The organism is Chryseobacterium sp. 2TAF14, assembly GCF_052115105.1.
Lineage (GTDB): Bacteria > Bacteroidota > Bacteroidia > Flavobacteriales > Weeksellaceae > Chryseobacterium.
Genome location: NZ_JBFRGA010000032.1, coordinates 1 through 19,960, shown reverse-complemented (window position 1 = coordinate 19,960; position 19,960 = coordinate 1). Strand labels below are relative to the sequence as shown.

Sequence of the window (19,960 nt, the reverse complement as noted above, 5' to 3'; positions counted from 1 at the left end):
GCCGAAGCAACTGAGTTACAGTCAGTCCCATTTAGCCACTCTGGAATCTCCCCAGATATTTTATATTAAATTGAGCCTCCAGAGGGACTCGAACCCACGACCTGCTGATTACAAATCAGCTGCTCTAGCCAACTGAGCTATGGAGGCAAAATTAAAAAGATTTCAAAAGATCGATGTTCCCTTTTTGCGAGTGCAAATATAGAACAGATTTTTTGAAATCTCAAACTTTTTATCAAAGTTTTTTTACTTTTTTTATTACGCTAATTCTTTTTTCTTGATTAACAGTTTCTTAGCCGCATCTACACAAAGATCTAAACTTTCTTCAAAGCTGGAAGATGTCTTTTTTACAACGATATCATCACCCGGAACGACCAAAATCAATTCTGTGGTTTTATTTGATTTGTCTGAAGTGTTTTCTACTTTCAGGAAGACTTTACATTCTAAAATTTTATCATAAAACGTATCTAGTWTACTTACTTTTTTGTCTACATGTGACTCTAGTGGTTCGTGTGGAGTTAAGCCGATTGCTTGTACTGAAATCTTCATAATTCTTCTTTTTTAATTGCTCTTGGATGAGACTGATTAAACACTTTTTTCAACTGTTCAATATTGGCATTGGTGTACACCTGTGTGCTTGCAAGACTTGAATGACCCAATATTTTTTTTACTTTTGATATCTCTGCCCCATTGTCTAAAACATGCGTCGCGAAGCTGTGTCTTAAAATATGAGGACTTCTTTTTTGCTTAGAAGTTATAAGACTAAGATACTTATTAACTACCACATAGACAAATTTTTCCGTCAGTTTTTTCCCCTTTTTATTGACAAAAAAATAAGACTTAAACTCTGCCTGTGGTTTTCTTATCTCACGATAGTCTTTAAGCAAAGAGCTTAAGCTTTCAGAAATAGGAATGTATCTTTCTTTGTTTCCTTTTCCTAAAATCTTAAGTTCGTTTCCTTCCAGATTTACACTTTCAAATATTAAGCCACAAAGTTCAGATTTTCGCATTCCTGTCTGATATAAAATTTCGACAATCGATTTCTCGAGCAAATCTTCCACTTCAGAAAAAACCTCATTCTGCAATACGCCCATCTCGTCCTGCGAGATCGGAATCTGTTTTTCGGGATAAAATTTTAAAGATGACACACTTTCAACGGGAGAAACTTTAATTTCGCCGAGTTTTAGAAGAAATAAATAAAAACTGCGAAGCGTGGAAAGCTTCCGGTTTACCGATCTTTTTGAAATACCGTTTTCACTTAATTCAACAACAAAATTTCTGATTATTTTTTTGTCGACCTTAAGCAGATCTTCCGAAGATTCGGTTTTAAGATAAAAAGAATAAAAATCGTCAAGATCACGACGGTAACTTGTAATGGTATGAGGTGAATACCTCTTTTCAAATTGTAAATAATCTAAAAATTTGTCTCGCATATCGGTAAGTATAAAAACAAAAAATCACTCCTCAAATATAACTATTTAAGAAGTGATTTAATATGTGTTTAAGAAAATTCTTAAGCTTGCTCTTCCTTGCTTAATCCTCTTTGCTTATAAGCCGCTTTTAATCTAGCTTGTCTAAGAGTTACAGAAGGCTTGATAAATTGTTGTCTAGCTCTTAACTGACGAACTGTACCCGTTTTATCAAATTTTCTTTTATATTTTTTTAACGCTCTGTCGATAGACTCTCCGTCTTTTACTGGAATTATTAACATATATTACATCTCATTTTGGATTGCAAAACTAAAGATTTTTTATGAAACTACAAAATTATCTATATTTAAATTTAAATAATTTCCAGAAGTCTTGTCAGTATGAATTTAATCTTAACAAAAAAGTAGTATATTTGCATTACTAATCTATGGGGTTGACTGGTTTCGACAGCAAGACCAATGGATAAGTAAGCATGCAGAGAACCGTAGCGCGATCTCTTTAATCCCTTGCTACAAAATTTTAACTGGCAACGAAGAGTTCGCTCTTGCAGCTTAATATCGAAGTATAGTAGATCAAGCGTTTTCCCGAAGACTTTAGTAAGGAAGCAAGATGTCTCACAAATGCTCTGTTCTGCAGCGTTTGATTCTGAGATATAGTAATGCGGAAATAAGGTTTTAGACGCTTCGGCTAAAACTCGAAAACTTTAGAAGATAAGCTGAAAGTTGGGCGTCTGCTCTCTGCTTTCAGTCGAAAACCAATAGTAGAATAAGCATGTAGAAAGCTTATGTATTGCTTGTTTGGACGAGGGTTCGAATCCCTCCAACTCCACAATAATATGCAAAACCCATTGATTATCAATGGGTTTTGCATTTACCAAGTAAACATTTAGTAAACATGTTTATTTAGCTGAATATATGATTTCTCCAAATAACTTACTTGACCTGTAATGCTACTTTAGATAATTCTTGAGTAAACATTTAGTTGTGCTACTTTTTATTTATAAAAAAAGGTAATTTTCATTTTAGTATTTATACACTCAATTTACCCACATTCTAATTGCTTATTTGAACAGTTATCACTTCAAAAGCGACTCTATTAATAACTATATATTTTAGTGTAGTCTGTTATTGTCAAATAAGTATAAGAGAAAGTATTTTAAAACACGCAATTTATATACCATCAAAAAGTGAAAAGGAAAGCTAAAAAACAACCTTCTAATAAAATTATGTTGTGAAAAAAAGTTGAATTAACTGAAATTTGATTCGAGTCATAATAAAAAGAGAGCTTTCAAATTGATGATGAAAGCTCAATTATCAACCATAGTTTTATCTTTAAATATCATGAAAATTATTTTGTAGTAATTTTAAAAATTTCACAGTGATATTTTAGTTAATTAAGACCTCGTATTTTAAAATATATAATAAAATTATCGTTTTACTGTAATACTTTTTGCTTCAAATTCCTTAATGTGGATAACTTTAACATTTTAGCTTAATGAATGAATCATTGATTAATAAAGAGTTTATCAGAATTATATATAACATGTAAATTTGATATTATATAAATACTATTGCACTATATTTTGTTACATACGAAATTTTTATAACTTTGTTTCAACAAAACACCAAGACAAAATACAAAATAAAAACAAAAGCCTCCCGAAGGAGGCTAACTGTCAATCTACTTTTTCTCTCTCTTGATATACGGTTGCAACGCTAACAATAGAGCAGATATAGCTTCTAAAAGATGACAGACGGAATCAAAATCCATATGTTTTACTAATAAACTCGAGTCCTACCTCGGGTTTATTGTTATCACAAAGTTAACCAACTGAAACTGATTTTTATAGAGTTAAGCGGTGATTAGTTGAATTTTAGCCCCAAAAGTTATTAACATTGATACAGAACACCTATAAATACAAGGTTTAAAAAATTACAAAAAACACAATATTTTCAAAATGACATTGATTTCCATTATAACAATTACACTATTGTGTAATATTTACTACGTTTGATGTTTGTTTTACTCATTTAAAAGTTCAAATAACGTCTCTTTTAGTAAATATTTTTTGAATGGAAATTAGATGCTTATATGCAGTAGTATAATTATGCCTTAAACAAAAAATTATAGAACTAAATGATGTTTAGAATTAATTTTAGTAAAATCTAATTTTTAAAGCTCACTAAACTTTCGCTCCCCAAAGCCTCACATTCATTACTGACAATCAGGAAACCGAATAGTAGTTATATTAATTATAAACACGTCAAGTTTTGACGTCATATAACATCAAATTTGTTGAAAGCTAATGAATGATTGTAAATAGATAATTATACAATTAATTAAAGTCATGAAATTTTCAACTTAATGTTGCAAAGACAGAATAGACACTTCAAAAAATTATGCATGTTTCACTCTGTTATTATATTTTTGCTTCTAGAAAAGAATAGTAAAAAATAATAATAGAAAATAATTATTATTTAAACGATACACTTTTTATTTATAAATAGCATAGTCTTTGATGATTTTCAAAATTAATTTCAATAAGTTAAGTTTTACACTTGAATAGAACGTTTTTGAATTATAAAATAAAAAACTTAACTATTTTTGTAAGATAATGGATCTTATGAAAAAAATTTATCAGAGTAAAAATTATAAACATCATACTTATAAAAAATCAAAAAAAGGTTTTAAAGTAAAGAGAAGAAAATTTTCGTTTGAAAACCATCCTCATCATGATGTTAATATTTTAAAAGAATTAATAAAAGAAAGAAAGTATCAAAAAGATTTATTTGATAATATACATAAAATAGTTATATCACCTGAAAATCTTAGTTTTATTGAAAATACAGAAGAATGCTTGAATTTTATTAATAAAATAAGAGATGCAAGTTGTGCTTTTGAATCTTATCGAGGTAAATTTATAGAAATAAACTTACAAAGTGTTAAAACATTTGATGTTGCTATTATTTACATTTTAACAGCTATTTTTGATGAATTAAACTACAAAAAAATAGGTTTAAGAGGTAATCTACCCGCCGATCTCGAAGTTAGAAAAGCATTTATAGAATCCGGCTTTCTTAATTATATGACAGATATAAAAGGTAAACGTTATAAATCATCGACAAAGTCTGAGTTAATGGTTTTTGAAAAGGGTCAAGAAAAACTTTCTGATAAAGATAATGTAAGATTAGGTAACAAAATTAAAAAAGTGATGAAGCATTTAACTTTAAAAGAGAGGCATTATCCACCTGTTAAAACAGTTATATTAGAAATGTGCGGTAATTCTATTGAACATGCCGATACATCAACTAATTACTGGATTTTGGGTTTAGCATATAAAGAAGATAAGGTTGTTTTCATAGCTATTGATTTAGGAAAAGGTATATTAGAAACATTAAAGAAGAAATTTGGCGTTCTTCTTTTAGATTTTATATCTAGGAAAAACGATTTGGATGTTTTAAAGGGAGCATTTATTCAAAAATATGGTTCCAAAACAGGTGAAGAAAACCGAAATAAGGGCTTACCATCGATAAAGGAAGTTTTTGATGATAGAAAAATTTCCAATTTGATAGTAGTGACAAATAATGTAATTTTGCAATACAATGAAATGGAAAAATCAAGAATATTAAATAACAATAAAAGTTTTAACGGGACATTCTACCAATGGGAAGTACAAAAACAAACGCTAGCATCATGAAAGTTATAGAAATACATAAAGATTTTTCTGAATACCCAGGATTAAGAAACTGTAGTTTAAGTGATAAATCTGGTGAAGAGTTCTATCATACAATGCTAAATTTCTCATTTTATGATGCTATTTCATCAGATGAAAAATTAATTGTTGATTTAGATCTTACAAGTGGTTATGCATCTTCATTTTTAGATGAAGCATTTGGAAATTTAGTATATGATTTTACTAAAGAACTAGTTATGCAATATCTTGATATTATTTCTTTAGAAGAACCTCATTGGAAAGATATGTTAATTAATAAAACATTTATAGAGTGGGAAAAGAGAAGACTGGAAGGGAATTCTCCGAAAGTCTATATTATACATACTCCATGGTATAGATATAGAAATAATAAATTTGAATTGGGAGTTTGGGAAAATCCTGATGTTTAATGGTACGTTTTATCATTGATTTAAGTATGGATTGGAATTTTGAATTTGATTTTTCAAACATTATTGATATTGTATCAATGGCTGTCAATGCTTTTTTAGCAGTATTTATAGTAAAAAATATACAAAAAAGTCAAGATAACGAAAGAGTAATTAAAGATCATTTTATAAACGAAGTGAAAGCTATAAAAGATCAATATGCTATATTTTATAATAATGTTATATATGGAAGAATTACTGCCCAAGGGATGTTAGAATGGTTTAAATTAATGAATATAAAGGTTTCAGATGTATCAAACATGCTTGAAGCAAATTACAAAATCAAAAATGATATATTCAACCCTTTTATTATCAATTTGCCTGACTTAATAACAAATGATAATTGTTACATTTCACAATTCAGATCTTCAACTTTCACTATTGATGTGCCGTTAAAAAGAAAAATTTTTGATTTTCATTCGAGAAATTTAAAAATCTTCAATGAATGTATAATTATGATAAATAATAAATAAAAATACAGAACCCTCTAAAATAGAGGGTTCTGTATTTTACAGCCTCGAAACTTTTGATATTTGTATTATAATAATCGTTCTAATTATGGAATGTGAAAAATAAAAATATAGATAAAAGAGTTAATATTTAGAAAAATATATTGCGTTTGCTATTAATAATAAATAACCCCATAAATATGAGGTTATTTATATATTCTGAAAAATAAAATGGTAGTGTCTCACTAACTGTGTAAGTTAAAAAGTTATTCTGGAAAATTTTGAGCCCTTACAGCTCAAAAAATTTTACGGAAATAACTTTTTATTATTTTTAACCATTACATAGTTATGATTGACAAAGAAGATTTATTAAACAACAAGGATTTTTACAAATCCTTCAAGAATGGAGAAGATTTAACATCATTCTTCAAAGCAATGCACAAACGAGCAGTAGAACATATGCTTGATGCAGAGTTGAATTCTCATTTGGATAATGAGAGACATCAGAAATCCACCACAGGAAACTACCGAAACGGTCACGGGACTAAAAAGATAAAATCCTCATTTGGAGAATCCGAAATTAAAGTTCCCCGAGATAGAGAAGGTAACTTTGAACCAGTATTAGTTCCAAAAAGGCACAACATCATCGATGGTTTAGAGAATGTCATCATCTCATTTTACGCTAAAGGAATGAGTGTAAGCGATATTGAGGAACAAATCAAAGAAATGTATGATTTTGAAGTTTCTACCTCTACCATCTCACGAATCACCAATGCTGTTGCAAGTGAAGTGGTGAGCTGGCAGAACCGCCCGCTTGAAGATGTATATCTTATTGTTTGGATGGATGGTATTGTTTTCAAAGTAAGAGAAAACTCTAAAGTCATTAATAAAACCATTTATCTGGCTGTTGGATTAAATCGTGACGGGAGAAAGGAAGTCTTGGGAATGTGGCTTGGAAAAAATGAAAGCTCAGCCTTCTGGATGGGTGTGCTCACAGATTTAAAAGCCCGTGGTGTGGAGGATATTCTTATCACCGCCACCGATAATTTAAACGGATTTACCCAGACTATCCGTTCTGTTTTACCTGAATCTCAAACCCAAATTTGTGTAGTCCATCAAATCAGAAATGCCTGCAAATATGTGGTATGGAAGGATAGAAAAGAGTTCTCTGCCGATATGAAACATATTTACACTGCTCCAACAAAACAGGCGGCGGAAGCTGCTTTGGGAGATTTTGCAGAAAAATGGGAAAGCAAATATTCTTATGCTATTGCATCCTGGCGAAACAATTGGGATGAGCTCACTGTATTTTTTGAATTTCCTTTAGAGATCCGTAAGATCATTTACACTACAAATTTAATTGAAAATCTCAACGGGAAAATCCGAAAATACACCAAAAACAAAATGTCTTTCCCTACGGATGATGCCGTAATGAAATCAGTGTATCTCGCATTAAAAGAAGCTACTAAAAAATGGACGATGCCTATTCAGAATTGGGGCATTGTTCTCAATCAATTTATGCTTATTTTTGAAAATAGGCTCAGATTATAAAATCCAAGCCTAACTTTTTAACTTACACACTTCGTGGGATAGTGTCAATAAAATTCTGTTGAAGCAGGATTATTTAATTCTATACAATTCTATAATTTTAACTTTTCCATTATTTCTTACAATTACATTCCATTGTTTATATAAACCTATTTGTCCATTACTTTTATTACTAAAATATTCTGATTTACCTGTTTTCAGATACTCATCAATTTTTTTAACATTCTCTCTTTCAAATTCGCTAACCTCGAATTCCTCATTTTTTTCAATAGCTGTATTATTCACAAAGTCAAGATAATGTTTTATACCAAAATAATTATTATTAGCATATAAAATAGTTTTAGTATCATTCGGTATAGCTATGTTGTTACTAATATAATTAACAATTAATAAATTTTCTTTGGTTGAGGTTTTCTCTAGCATTTTTAAGCTGTTGTCTCTAAAGAAATTTAAATATTCTAATCTCGCTGTACATCCTTTAAAAATATTTTCGATAAGCCATTCTTCATATTTCATCTTTCTAAGTTCATCACTTTCTTTTTTACAATTTTGAATATCCTTGTCGTTTATTTTATAAAAAGAAATAATTTCAGATTTTAAATTTGAGTTATCTTGAGCTTTACAAGAACAGGTAAAAAGTAAGACTACATATATTATTAAAAAGTTTTTCATTTTTTTTGCTTTTTTACATTGTCATAATAATTATATCTACCTTTTAAAGGTTGCCCACAGCCTATGTAATCCATGAAAGCATTATATGGATCTCCAGGTTTTAATTGATTTTGAAGGTTTTGACCATAACCATTAAAATACACACTATTACCAGTACTATCAATTAGCATCGTTTTCAAATCTACACCATTTGCAATCTTATTATTTGGATTAACCATATAAGATACTCTCAATGGTAATCCGTTCTCTGCTCTTAGTTTGTTTTCAATATGTGAAGCAAAAATTTCAGAATGACTTACATTATCATTCTTATTTTTTCCTCCAACCCAAGGTCCAAACAAATCACTTTTTTTCATAGGATCCATTCCATGACCCATTTCATGACCCAATTTTATGTAAAATGGTGAGTCTGAAACCTGACCATCACTTGTCGGATAGTTTGATTTTGAGGAAAGATTCAAATAAGCAGTTCCATTTTCGTAATAATTTTCACCAGCTGTAGATTGAATATTTATATCATGATCCTTATTATCATAATATGAAATTATACTTGCCCCTGTATCTCCTCCGCTTCCAATTGATTGTAAACCTGAAATAATTTTGCTTACATTATCTGACAATGTAACACTTTTATCAATTGCTTGCCATTTACCATTTACTTTATGTTGAGTCTGCCCATTAGAATATCGGTACTGATTATCTCCATCAGTAATGCTAATCCATAAACCATCTGGATCAATAAACCTTATCGGATTGTTTATTGTATAATTGTAAGGGGAAAAATTATGTCCTTTTTCGCTTAAGGGATCTATAACACCCCATCTTCCAATATCCGGCATGTACATCCTCCAGCCATAATCATACATCCCCGTCTCTTGGATTTCTTTACCGTTATATTTATAGTTGGTATAGCCTCCTAATTTACCTTTTAATCCTCCAATATGATTAAGACCGAATGGATAATAGTCGTTTCTATCTGTAATTTCCAATGATCCATCTATTTTTTTTGCATAGCTCACTCTGGTATTTCCTAAATGATCGCTGTAATTGTAAATATAGCGATTTTCTGTAAAACTGTAAAAACCTTCTGTTGTAGGAACAAAATCTAATCTCCATACTGGTGGTGTGAGAGGAGGATCTAAACCTCCTCCTGGATCAAGGATGATATCTTTCTTCTGATAAGCCATTTCTTCGAAAGCAAACTCAGTACGGCACGTTATACATGACACACTTTCATTGTAGTTATAATGAAAACCATCTAGATAATCCGTAATTGTATTATTAGTAGGCCGATTTCTTCCTTCGGCTCTGACAGAATAAATTTTCCTTAATTTGGTACCGTCTGCACGGTATAGATAACTTAGATTTATATAATTAGGTACTCCGAAGACTGAAGTCGGCAAAAATTGAAAGTTTACTGGTAAATTAATATGGTTGTATTGGACATTTTGAATTCCTTTATCTAACATGTCCGCCATATTCCCGTTCGCATCATAGCCAATTAAATTATTTCCACCCTCATATCCTGTATCATTCATTGCATTTTCTATGACTTGATTTAGTCGGTTACCGGTGTATTGATAATCCAGATTATCTACAAGAGTAGAGGTAAGTCCTGAAATAGGAATAGCTTTTCTCTGCAGGTTGCTTATATTTCCATTCAGATCATAAGCCAAGTACTCATCAAAATTACCATTATGAGGATTTCCGGCATTGGGTTCTGCATAAAGGCCTTGTTTAAGCCTGTTTAATCCATCGTAGGTGTAATCATATCTTTTCAATACATCATCTGATGAATTTCTCCAGTCTATTTCTGCGATATTTCCATTAAATTTACCTGTTACTACACTACTGTAAACAGGATTGTTGTATTTAATCTCGTATCCGAAAAGATCACCATTACTCAAATTATTGGGATCATTGATTTTGGTCATCCAACCTCGAATGTTATACTTGTAATCTACCTGCTGTAGTGGTGTACTTAAACTTATTCCACCCACTTTTTTACTTTCCAGCTGAGACAGCTCATTATATTGGTTCTGAGCAAGATATTCCACAGCATTGTTGTCAACCTTGTGGGTATGGGTCAACAATCTGTTCTGATGGTCATAAGTAAAGTTCTCTGTGATTACTCTTTCGGTATCGCTATCGAGTCTTTTGTGTCTGGTAATTGACATTTTTGGAGTTCCCGAAAAGTCAAGCTCATATTCTGTTTTGGTGTACCCCCCCAGGTGATTAATAGAGTGTGTTCCGATGGCTCTACCTTTGCTATCGTACCAAGTGTAAGTTTTAGTCCAGTTATCATCTTCAATGTTTTTCACATAAGAAACTACCGGTAAACTTTTGGTACTTACATTTTGTGTAAAATCATCAGTAATGGCTACATTTCCAGAAATCGTAGGCGTAAAGCCAGGGGTTCCGTTCGGATAAGTATCATAATAGTTGACTGAAAAAACAGTTTCAAGATAAGGAAACATGTCGTTGGAATAATAAACCTGCATTCCATTTTTGGTAAAACCTGACGTGTCTCTGTTCTCAATAATAGCCAAATTGCCTATCATATTCTGCATGCCAGCCCTGTCTGTTCCCGCTACAATTCCTGTCAAGATTACCCTTCCAAATTTATCGTATTTGGAAAAAAGCCATTTTCCTGATGGATGCATCACTGCATCTTGTGTAAAAATCAATCGGTCAGCTTTATCATAGACCATATATTCCCAGCCTTTTCCCGGAAGCTTTTTTTCTACCAGACGATTTCTACCATCATAACGGTACTGGTAACAAAGGTTACCAAGAACTGCCTGTGGAATTTCTTCACCATCAGCGAAGCCGTTATCTTGCAGTTCACGAATAGCTTTTGGAGAAATTACAAAAGCCAGTTGATTATATTCATTATAAATATAATACGTATCAGCATTCTCGGTGGCAGTCAATGCCTTTCTCACCAATATGGTTTGTCCTTCTCCGTTTTTGAATTCAATAGTTTTGTTTCCATCTTCATCGGTCACTGTATTTTTATAAAGTTTATTGTTGGTATAATAAAGCTCTGAAGACGATTTGGGAACAGAATTGGTAATGCCTGACCATGTTGTTGTAGTCACAAATCTATAAACATTGTCATTTGAAGTGTTAGCAATATAATCAAATTTTATAGGATTATTGGTCCAATCATTTCCAACCTGTATCTGTTGTTGAATCCTGTCTAAAGGTGAGTTTTCTATAATTTTCTCCGCATAGATTTTTTCTGAACCGTAAATATTTGTCTGGGTAGCATTTGCTAAAGGATTAGTGACAATAGCTCCGTTCATGGTTCCACTCTGGGGAACGGGAAGAAAATCCAAAACCTGTCTTCCAAAAGCATCATATTCAATATGAGTTACCACATCTTTTCCTGTGGGAGATGCTTTAACATTGACTATCTGTTTCGGTCTTCCTAGACCATCAAAATATTGAACGGTTCCTATTTGTTTTGCTGTTGAGCTTGATGTTGTTACTGGCTCAAGATATGCTCTGCTTTGTATATAATTCTCTGTGCCGGTTGCCTGAGCATTTACTATTCCGACAACAAACAAAGAACTGATTGGTATTATTAGTTTTTTCATTGTATTAATTGAAATGGAATTTTAATAAAAAGGTATTTTTAGAACCCAGGTCTGTGAACTATTATCAGCAGGAGCGGGAGTATTATCTATATATATATCACCGTTTGGTCGTACTGACCACCATACTGTTAAATTACCGCCCGCCTGCATAGTACCACCAAGTATAGTATCAGAGGGTCTACAGCTTCCATTAATATTTCCGATTTTTACCCCTGGATCCCCATCCCAAGGTAATGTGGTAGAATTTGAGCCTGTTGTAAATGAAAGGGTTAACTCAAATCTTCCCTCGGAATTAATGGCATTGACATTGCTTGTACCAGATATATCCAAAGCAGAGTTAAAAATTACAGGGCAATTTAAAGACATACAAATACTATGTGCATTTGCTAAAGCCTGTCCATTAGTATTAAGATCAAGTTCTGCTTTGTAATCGGCATCATCCTGACTAATATTTGAGGAATATTGATTAGCGGGTACAGAATATGTTACGGGGGAACCTACACTATCACTACCACAACTTAAATTTCTAAATCTTTTGCTCACCGCAGCGTTAAAAAAGATCGATCCGGTAGCAGGGCTATAATTATATGTGTATTCCTTAAGTATTTTACCATCGCTGTCAATTATTTTTTCCAATCGGTTGGCTGCATCATACAAATAATTTTCTCGGATTCCATTTGGTGGTGTAATACTTCTTATACCAACTAAAGGATCATAAGTATAAGTAGTCATCTGGAATGTTGACAAGCTGTTATGTTTTCTGAATGTATTTAGTTCATTTAATAATGCAGTTTCATCATTATTAGGAGCAGTAGCATTATCCGTAGTTGATGCATTTACAATAGCATCAATTAACGTTTGCTGTATATCTGTAAGTTTTGCTCCTGTAATTTTTGCAATAGGTTTAGTTTGGTTATATCCCCATATAATGGTTGTTGAAGTCCCATCCTTTGTGGTGTATTGCTGTAAATTACCTTTATTATCATATTTATCATAAACAACATCAGTATAACCCGAAGAAATTGTGCTTTGTAAATCATAGGAAACTACAGAACTTGGGAAAAGTTCAGCTGGAGATATATTTTCATATTTAGTCTCTACTCTAGAAATTGTTTTACTGTCTTTTATAGTTTCAATCTCAAGTGGAATACTTAACATATTTGCATTTACAAGCGGAGTATTCCCTCTAGCGTATCTATAAGTTGTTTGGGTAACAGAATTATCTGAAGAAGTTACATTTGTTTTACTTAGATTAAGATGTAATGGACTGTCATATAAATTCTCCGATTTCGTTACAACTTGCGTATTGCTCAAATAATCTGTTGTCGTTATTTTTTTAATCGGAGATGGATTCATGAACCTTCTATATGCTTGAGTCCATGCACCTGAAGAATGATTAATAGAAACGTAATTATTGTCATCTTTGGCATTATTGGGATTATATTCCATATTATCATAGTATTCATATTCTATCTTTTTAATTGGGCTTGCCAAATCAGCTTGAGAAAAATATTTTTGGCTTAAAGGTTTTCCTCTTAAAATACTCTTATCTATACCATAAATATTTTTTAAATTTACATAAAGATTGAAAGGAACAATATTTGTTAGCCCGRCAGTAGAAGGAGTATTATTGTAAGGATCTGTATTCATTAAGTCTGGATGAGTTTCATAAGTTGTAAACTTGTGTTCGATATATCCTTTTCCATTTTCAATTTCAAAAACTTTTGAGTATCCTACATTATAACTATCTAAACTGTTAACCTGAACATTTGAACTTGCTCTTATAAGTAAATGCCTGTATAAACCACTACTTAACATTTGTATAAAATAATAATATCTAGGCCAATTCATTAGGATTCCAGAACTATCAGAATTTTGATAATCAAGAGTATATTCATATTCTTTTGACCCAGTCATACCGTTCTCATTAAAACTAGAAATTTTCTTTATTCTTGCCCCTCCAGCTAATCCTCCATTATTTAAAAGTGCAGGAAGAAATTGGTTGGCAGCTATTCTTTCTATTCTTTTGGCATATAGATGTGGCTCATATTCGAATACACTGGATCCTTTAGTTGGATAAGTAATTTTTTTTAATAATGCTACATCGCATTTGTCGGCATTTGGATCTCTAAAAGTATTATATAATGTATAGTCTCCGTAAGATGTAGCGGTCTCAAAAGGAGATAAACTTATATTATTGTCCAGCCCATTCCAGTAACCCCAATGGTCAATGCCCTTTGTATAATAAGCAGGTAAATTATCAGTTTTATAGTATTCAAACTTATATGTTTGATTACTCTCTAAATTTTCAATTGATTTTAAAAATGGTCTTTTAAATGTCCCTCCCAAATGATCATAGGAAAAATCCTGTTTTGAGATTCTTATATCTTTATGATATGTTTCTATACTACTAATAATCCATTCATTAAAAGACCTGTTTGCATAAAATGGGCTTAATGTATAATGCATTATTGGATAGCCGGTATCCAGATAATTAATTCTAATTTCATCATCTTGATATTTTATCGATTTCAAAACCGATTTTTTTAATAAAGAAAATGTGGTTTTTTTTGATGGTCCATTAAATATTGTAGCAATATTATCAGGATTGTCACAGTCACCATTACAAACAGGCATACTATCGGTCTTTCCTCCATCCTGTGTATAGCTATCCATTGAAAATATTTTGCTATTATCACGTAAATTTATCCAGTTCCCTAAAAGACAGAAAGAGTTGTTGGCTAAAGTTCCTTGCTCATAATCAAACGTAATTTCTTTTTTATTAGCTAAAATGATTTTTGATAAGCTAAAAGAACTAATCATCGGATGCCCGTTATAATCATCATTTGGATAATCAGGTTCTATTGAATATGAATATGATATTTCATATTTGGAAAGATCTCCGCCAAATATATATTTATTTCCTTTTCCATCTGTTATGCTAATAATAGAAACGGGTGGTTCACAAAAACCTGAACCTCCATATAAAGCCATTAGAGAAAGATCTACTTTGATATTTGGATCACTTGACTCCACAAGGACGTTTCCATCATTTCCAATCATAAATTTTCCGGAAAGCCCCATTACATTAAAAATAAATTCATCAGGTTCTCCTTCGTAACCTTGGGAATCTGGACCCATTATCCATTCAGTCCCATCTGTATGTCCCGTTCCTGTACCAGTTATGTTATACGCCGCAGTATTTGTAGAAGGGTTAGCTCTTACACCTGTTAAAAACCCGTGAAGATGCCTAGATTGATAATATGGATTATTGGCAGTTCCAGTACCTGTAGGTTGTCCAACATATTCGTCCGGAATGACATTCATTTTTCGGGTTATTCGCCCTCCTGCGAGTAATGACCAGTTAACACCAGCTGCATCAGATTTTTTATGTGGAAGGAAACCCGAAGAATCATATAGTAAAGTAGCAGAAATGTCTACTTCACTTCCACCAATATTTGCAACAGGGATCTTTAAATCGATTGCACCGGTATAAAGATTTACGGGTACATTGCCATTTTTTTCAAATGCATATGATTGGGGTGATTTCATTTGGACAAGATCCATAACTTGTGCTAACGATTGCTTACTTACAAGTAATAAGCTTAATAAAACTACAATTCTTATTTTCATTTAGTTATTTTTTAATCAGTTTAGCATTCGCAGTTTTCTCAGTATCCGTTTTTATTACAATTAAATAAGCTCCCTGAATTAAATTCTGCGTATTAATCTTCGTTACCTTATTCTTGGTTTTAAGACTTTGGAGCTGTCTTCCGCCCATGTCATACAACATAATATCAGCATCCTTAAAATCAAATCCTATTTCCACGTAAACATAATCTGATACAGGATTAGGATAGATCTTAATATTCTGTTTTTCTATTAATTGGTCAATCTGTTGGTCTCCAAGCTTTACAATCTTCCAGTTCTCTTTTCCTAATTCTTCAGCACTTGTTCCTGCTAAAACAATAGAACCATCTTTATTCATCTTTAGATCAGAAAGTCTTTCCTCTTTCTTTCTGGATTCTCCCTTTACATGTTTTCGCCACTGTTCGTTTCCATAATTATCGATATACAGCATCCAGAATGTTTCATCATCTGCTTCAATTCTTCCTTCCGCCTGAGTATAACCTCCAAGTAAAACTCCTTTTGAATTCCTTCCATCACCTGTGCTGATCACATTCATTCCCATTAGAATGTCACGGTTCTTAAAGTTGTAGGATTTTTGCCATTGTTCCTCCCCTTTCGTGTTTAAAGAGATCAACCAAATATCTGTTCCTTCTTCAATACCAACGGTTTTATTTCCTGACTTTTCAGACCTCGATTCTCCGGCAATAATGTAACCAGATGAAGTAAATACCATTGTTCTCAAATGGTCATCACCTTTACCTCCGAAATTCTTTTCCCATTCTATTTTATTGTCTTTACTGAGCTTAATCACCCAAAAATCCCCTTCTCCGAAATTTTCTGTTGATTTAGCATGTCGTGATATAGAACTCGAAGTTGTGTTGCCGGAACCCGAAACCCGAAACCTGGAACTCCTCGAATAAACTCCTAATAATGCTCCTCCATCCGGAGTCGGGATCATTTTCTCGACCTCATCTAATCCTCTTCCACCTAAAATCAATTCTGAAAGTATCTTTCCGTTTTTATCCAGTCGTGTAACGGTTACATCTTTCGAGCCGAAGCCATTGACTGAATTCTGAACATTCCCTGCTACTATAAATCCGAAATCGGCAGTTTGAATAACAGATCTCGCTTCTTCATCCTGAGAAGTTCCCAAGGTTTTCTGCCACAATTCATCCCCGAATTCGTTGATTCTAATCAGCCAGATATCTGAACCTCCCTTAGAAGCATCTTTTTTATCTAATTCTTTTCCAGAATAGGAAGTTCCTGCCAAAAGGAAACCTCCTTCTTGTGTAGCAACTGTTGCCGAAAGAAAATCGTGATTTTGTCCTGAAAAATATTTTTCCCAAACTTCTTCTCCTTGTTGATTAAGTTTGACTAAATGGAAATCATAGCCGTTGTTCTGTCTGTTTTCAGTTGTAAGTTTCTTGGATTGAATTGAACTTCCCGTAATAAGGTATTGTTGGTCTACTGTAGTGGTTACCTGAGAAAGAAAATCCTGTGTAGAAGACTTAATATCTTTCTGCCATAACACTTCCTGAGAATACAATACAGCAGTTGTGCATGTAAGAAATGCACTCATGTAGAGTTGTTTCATGAGCTGGTTATTATTTTTTGCTAAATTAATTTTTTTTAACTCAAATTATAATATTATTAAAAAAATGTAATATGAATTTTCTCATATCGTTTTGACAAAAATAAAATGACAACACGTCAAAACTTGACGTATTTAATATCGCAGAAAAATAAGCAGCTATTTATTCGGAATCTAAAATTATTTACTTGTTAATATAAAATATTATGTTATGAAAATTAATACAATAATTTCATATTTTGGTAGTCTAAACTAATACTACGATTATTAGCAAAGAAAATGATGTTAGTATTCACGAAACTTTGTAATCTCCATCAAAGCTTTCGATTTCTAACTGATACTGTTTATTGATTTTACTTATAATCTGCATCACCATAGAATTTAATCATTTTTGAGTTTAAATTATAATTCCAAATACCATCAAGCACCATACTGTGTATTTTTATACATTCTAATGTTTAGAAAATTGTTTGCTTTTAGTTGATATAGATCTTTGCCGGAACATTTAAGATTAATAGAACCGATTTGTTGACGTTTAGATTATTTATGAAAATTTACTTTGAGACTTTCCAATCACCGATTAAAGTATTAGTACCAAGCGTAAAGTCGACCGTTTCTTCTTCTGCGCTGCTGTTGCACGAGTAATTAAATATTGACATAATTACTATGCTAAGAGAAATAATAATCTTTTTCATAAAGTTTTTATAATTTTTTGTTTATGAATTCAACTCGTTGTTTAAGGATCTTTGTATTGTAATGATCAAGAATTTTTTGATATTCTAGGTAATTTATTGTTTTTTGTCCATAACGTATAAACTTTACTATTTCTAAAAAATGCAGAGTATGATAAGATAGATATTCGACACAGTTTTCTTCTGCATTTACGTATAGAATTGACAAACTTTGTCCATCATCATTCTTTTCATATCTAATTAAATCGTTATGGTAAATTTTATCATTTACCATTGCATCTAGATTTTTTGCAGCAGGATGATTACTGTAAGGTCTGTTTCCTTCATTTTCGTCTTTAGTGGTACAATCAATTAAGAAATCTGTAATAAAGCCCTCAAATGTGTTAGTATAAAATTCCCAGTCTAAATTCATCTTTTGAGCATTTGCATTTTTGGGAATGAATTTAACCAAATCCGAGTTTAAGGGGTAATCGTGATTTTTATTAAAAGAAGGGGACTCTAAATGTCCAAAAAGTAAGTGATTCATAACTTTTACAAACCCTTCGTAGCTAGCGGATCTTGCTGTAGATGTTTCTGTTTCCATTAAATTGTTTTTATGGCACAGTCCCTAATGCCGTTTTTTAGAATGCAAAAAGCGTGGAACCGAAGCCATTCCGACAAAGAGGTACTGCGAAGAACCCACAATCCAGATATGACTTACAGCCCACGCCATTATTTGGCACGGGCGTAAGCCTATCGAATTTTGGATTGTTAAGAAGATTCGCAGTTTTCTTTGTCCAAGACGATAGCTTACGCTTTTACGTTAAATATTTTCAAAGCAAATATAAAATAACTTCTTATAAAAAAACAAAAGAGTTTATAAGAATGTTCGAGTAAAATTATTAATTAATCAGTTTGTTAGTGTATATTAATCCTTGTTGAAGGTTATCGGAGAATCAAGATTATCAGATTAATCATTTTTATAGATGAAATTATAATTTTTTTTCTCAAAATAAAACTTTGCCGCATTAATAAAATTATAGTTAATCTCTAAATTAAGAATGCTTAATAATTTTGCCCCTGTATTTGTAAAGACCCAACCAGTAACTTCGAGGCTATTGCTTTTAATATTTTCTTGATTTTCTACTATTTTTGATAGGTAAAACTTTTTACCACCATGATGTATAAAATCGTCGTTATTTTCTATGTTCATTTCAATAGAAGATTTTGCAGCATGTAAGAGTCCATATTCATGTAAAATACTAATATTTAAATATGAAATTCCGAAATGAACATCTTCAATTTTTTGATCATTAATACGAAAATCTGGTAAAAAACCGACATCAACTCTGTCATCCTTTATAATGTACATACTTGCGTTGCACACTTTAGTAAAAGCATTTGCAACATCAGAATCAAGCTGTGATACTATGGATAATGTTTTTTGAGAAAATGATCCGGGAGAAATTATTTCGTTTGCTAATATTTTACCAAATAGAATCTGCATATCTTGACTAGATTTCAATTTAGCAGTTTCTTCAAAAACATTTAACCATTCTTCACTTATTTCTTCTATATTATTGCTATCAACTACCTTCTGTCTTAAATTTGATGAAGCATTACTGACAATCTTATCAATATCGATCTGATGTCTAATAATTTTTGATGCATATCGTTCAATTGCTTTTTTTTCATATATCTCTGGGACATCAATTTTATCATTTATACTATCTCCAATGTTTAAAATGATATTTTTTCTAGCTTCATTGGAGGTGCGAATTATGTCAGCTTTTCCTTCTAACCAAGCTACAGGAATATCAACTGTTGCAGTGCATAGTTGTGAAAAAGCTTTAAAAAAATTTTTCCTAATTGGTGAAGGTATCCCTGTTGCAAGAGTTTCAAATACAGWTGCTACTTGATTTAGTGGGTTTTCATCTTGATTCATTTGATTTTTATTTTAAAGTATGATTGAATAATTATTTTTGTAATCTTTTATATAACAATAAATCTGACAGACGATATCTTAAATCATATACGATCTTAATTTATTAAATGCAATCATGAGTGATTAGAGAATTAGTTTGTTTCAAATCTAATAAAAATTTAAAGTCTTTACATTTCGTGTTTTTGCTCTTATTGAAATAAGATATAAGTTTTATTTTAAATATAATAAAATGTTTTTGGAGAAGTGTCAGACTTAGTATATATACAG

Annotated in this window: 13 protein-coding genes, 1 tRNA gene and 1 other RNA gene; 5 read left to right on the top strand and 10 right to left on the bottom strand. The window is 31.7% G+C overall.

Going from position 1 to position 19,960, the window contains the following annotated elements; genetic code table 11:
• Positions 1 to 73: 73 nt before the first annotated feature.
• The 4 genes from AB4Y90_RS05925 to rpsU form a co-directional block, all read right to left on the bottom strand.
• A tRNA-Thr gene (locus AB4Y90_RS05925) sits at positions 74 to 147 on the bottom strand.
• 108 nt (positions 148 to 255) lie between these two features.
• Entirely contained in the window at positions 256 to 546 is a 291-nt protein-coding gene (locus AB4Y90_RS05920) for an HPF/RaiA family ribosome-associated protein (RefSeq protein ID WP_441556503.1), read from the bottom strand.
• Complete coding sequence (locus AB4Y90_RS05915; RefSeq protein ID WP_441556502.1) at positions 543 to 1,430, bottom strand: tyrosine-type recombinase/integrase; 888 nt, start codon at positions 1,428 to 1,430, stop codon at positions 543 to 545. The genes AB4Y90_RS05920 and AB4Y90_RS05915 overlap by 4 nt, the downstream gene beginning before the upstream one ends.
• An 80-nt stretch (positions 1,431 to 1,510) precedes the next feature.
• Complete coding sequence (gene rpsU / locus AB4Y90_RS05910; protein ID WP_034679125.1) at positions 1,511 to 1,708, bottom strand: 30S ribosomal protein S21; 198 nt, start codon at positions 1,706 to 1,708, stop codon at positions 1,511 to 1,513.
• 148 nt (positions 1,709 to 1,856) lie between these two features.
• Here rpsU and ssrA point away from each other — a divergent pair.
• The 5 genes from ssrA to AB4Y90_RS05885 all read left to right on the top strand — a co-directional run bounded on the left by ssrA (position 1,857) and on the right by AB4Y90_RS05885 (position 7,585).
• Positions 1,857 to 2,258: a transfer-messenger RNA gene (gene ssrA, locus AB4Y90_RS05905) on the top strand.
• Between the two features lie 1,792 nt (positions 2,259 to 4,050).
• Positions 4,051 to 5,124 (top strand): hypothetical protein, encoded by a 1,074-nt coding sequence (locus AB4Y90_RS05900; protein ID WP_441556501.1) that lies wholly within the window; start codon positions 4,051 to 4,053, stop codon positions 5,122 to 5,124.
• On the top strand, positions 5,121 to 5,549 hold the full coding sequence (locus tag AB4Y90_RS05895; protein ID WP_441556500.1) for an STAS-like domain-containing protein: 429 nt from the start codon (positions 5,121 to 5,123) through the stop codon (positions 5,547 to 5,549). The genes AB4Y90_RS05900 and AB4Y90_RS05895 overlap by 4 nt, the downstream gene beginning before the upstream one ends.
• Positions 5,549 to 6,058 (top strand): hypothetical protein, encoded by a 510-nt coding sequence (locus tag AB4Y90_RS05890; RefSeq protein WP_441556499.1) that lies wholly within the window; start codon positions 5,549 to 5,551, stop codon positions 6,056 to 6,058. The genes AB4Y90_RS05895 and AB4Y90_RS05890 overlap by 1 nt, the downstream gene beginning before the upstream one ends.
• A 324-nt stretch (positions 6,059 to 6,382) precedes the next feature.
• Positions 6,383 to 7,585 (top strand): IS256 family transposase, encoded by a 1,203-nt coding sequence (locus tag AB4Y90_RS05885; RefSeq protein ID WP_441556498.1) that lies wholly within the window; start codon positions 6,383 to 6,385, stop codon positions 7,583 to 7,585.
• 69 nt (positions 7,586 to 7,654) lie between these two features.
• Here the strand turns inward: AB4Y90_RS05885 and AB4Y90_RS05880 are convergent, their stop codons facing one another.
• From AB4Y90_RS05880 to AB4Y90_RS05855, 6 genes are all read right to left on the bottom strand, one after another.
• Positions 7,655 to 8,254, bottom strand: coding sequence for a hypothetical protein (locus AB4Y90_RS05880; RefSeq protein WP_441556497.1), 600 nt, complete (start codon positions 8,252 to 8,254; stop codon positions 7,655 to 7,657).
• The gene (locus tag AB4Y90_RS05875; RefSeq protein ID WP_441556496.1) at positions 8,251 to 11,856 is read right to left on the bottom strand and encodes a DUF6443 domain-containing protein; all 3,606 of its coding nucleotides are present in this window, start codon (positions 11,854 to 11,856) and stop codon (positions 8,251 to 8,253) included. Before AB4Y90_RS05875 ends, AB4Y90_RS05880 begins: the two co-directional genes overlap by 4 nt.
• 21 nt (positions 11,857 to 11,877) lie before the next feature.
• Positions 11,878 to 15,489 (bottom strand): DUF5977 domain-containing protein, encoded by a 3,612-nt coding sequence (locus tag AB4Y90_RS05870; protein ID WP_441556495.1) that lies wholly within the window; start codon positions 15,487 to 15,489, stop codon positions 11,878 to 11,880.
• A 4-nt stretch (positions 15,490 to 15,493) separates the two neighbouring features.
• The gene (locus AB4Y90_RS05865; RefSeq protein ID WP_441556494.1) at positions 15,494 to 17,080 is read right to left on the bottom strand and encodes a T9SS type A sorting domain-containing protein; all 1,587 of its coding nucleotides are present in this window, start codon (positions 17,078 to 17,080) and stop codon (positions 15,494 to 15,496) included.
• Positions 17,081 to 17,779: 699 nt separating this feature from the next.
• Positions 17,780 to 18,352 carry a hypothetical protein gene (locus AB4Y90_RS05860; RefSeq protein ID WP_441556493.1) on the bottom strand — a complete coding sequence of 191 codons (573 nt, stop codon included), beginning with the start codon at positions 18,350 to 18,352 and terminating at the stop codon, positions 17,780 to 17,782.
• Between the two features lie 366 nt (positions 18,353 to 18,718).
• On the bottom strand, positions 18,719 to 19,693 hold the full coding sequence (locus AB4Y90_RS05855; protein ID WP_441556492.1) for a DUF2806 domain-containing protein: 975 nt from the start codon (positions 19,691 to 19,693) through the stop codon (positions 18,719 to 18,721).
• Positions 19,694 to 19,960 lie beyond the last annotated feature (267 nt).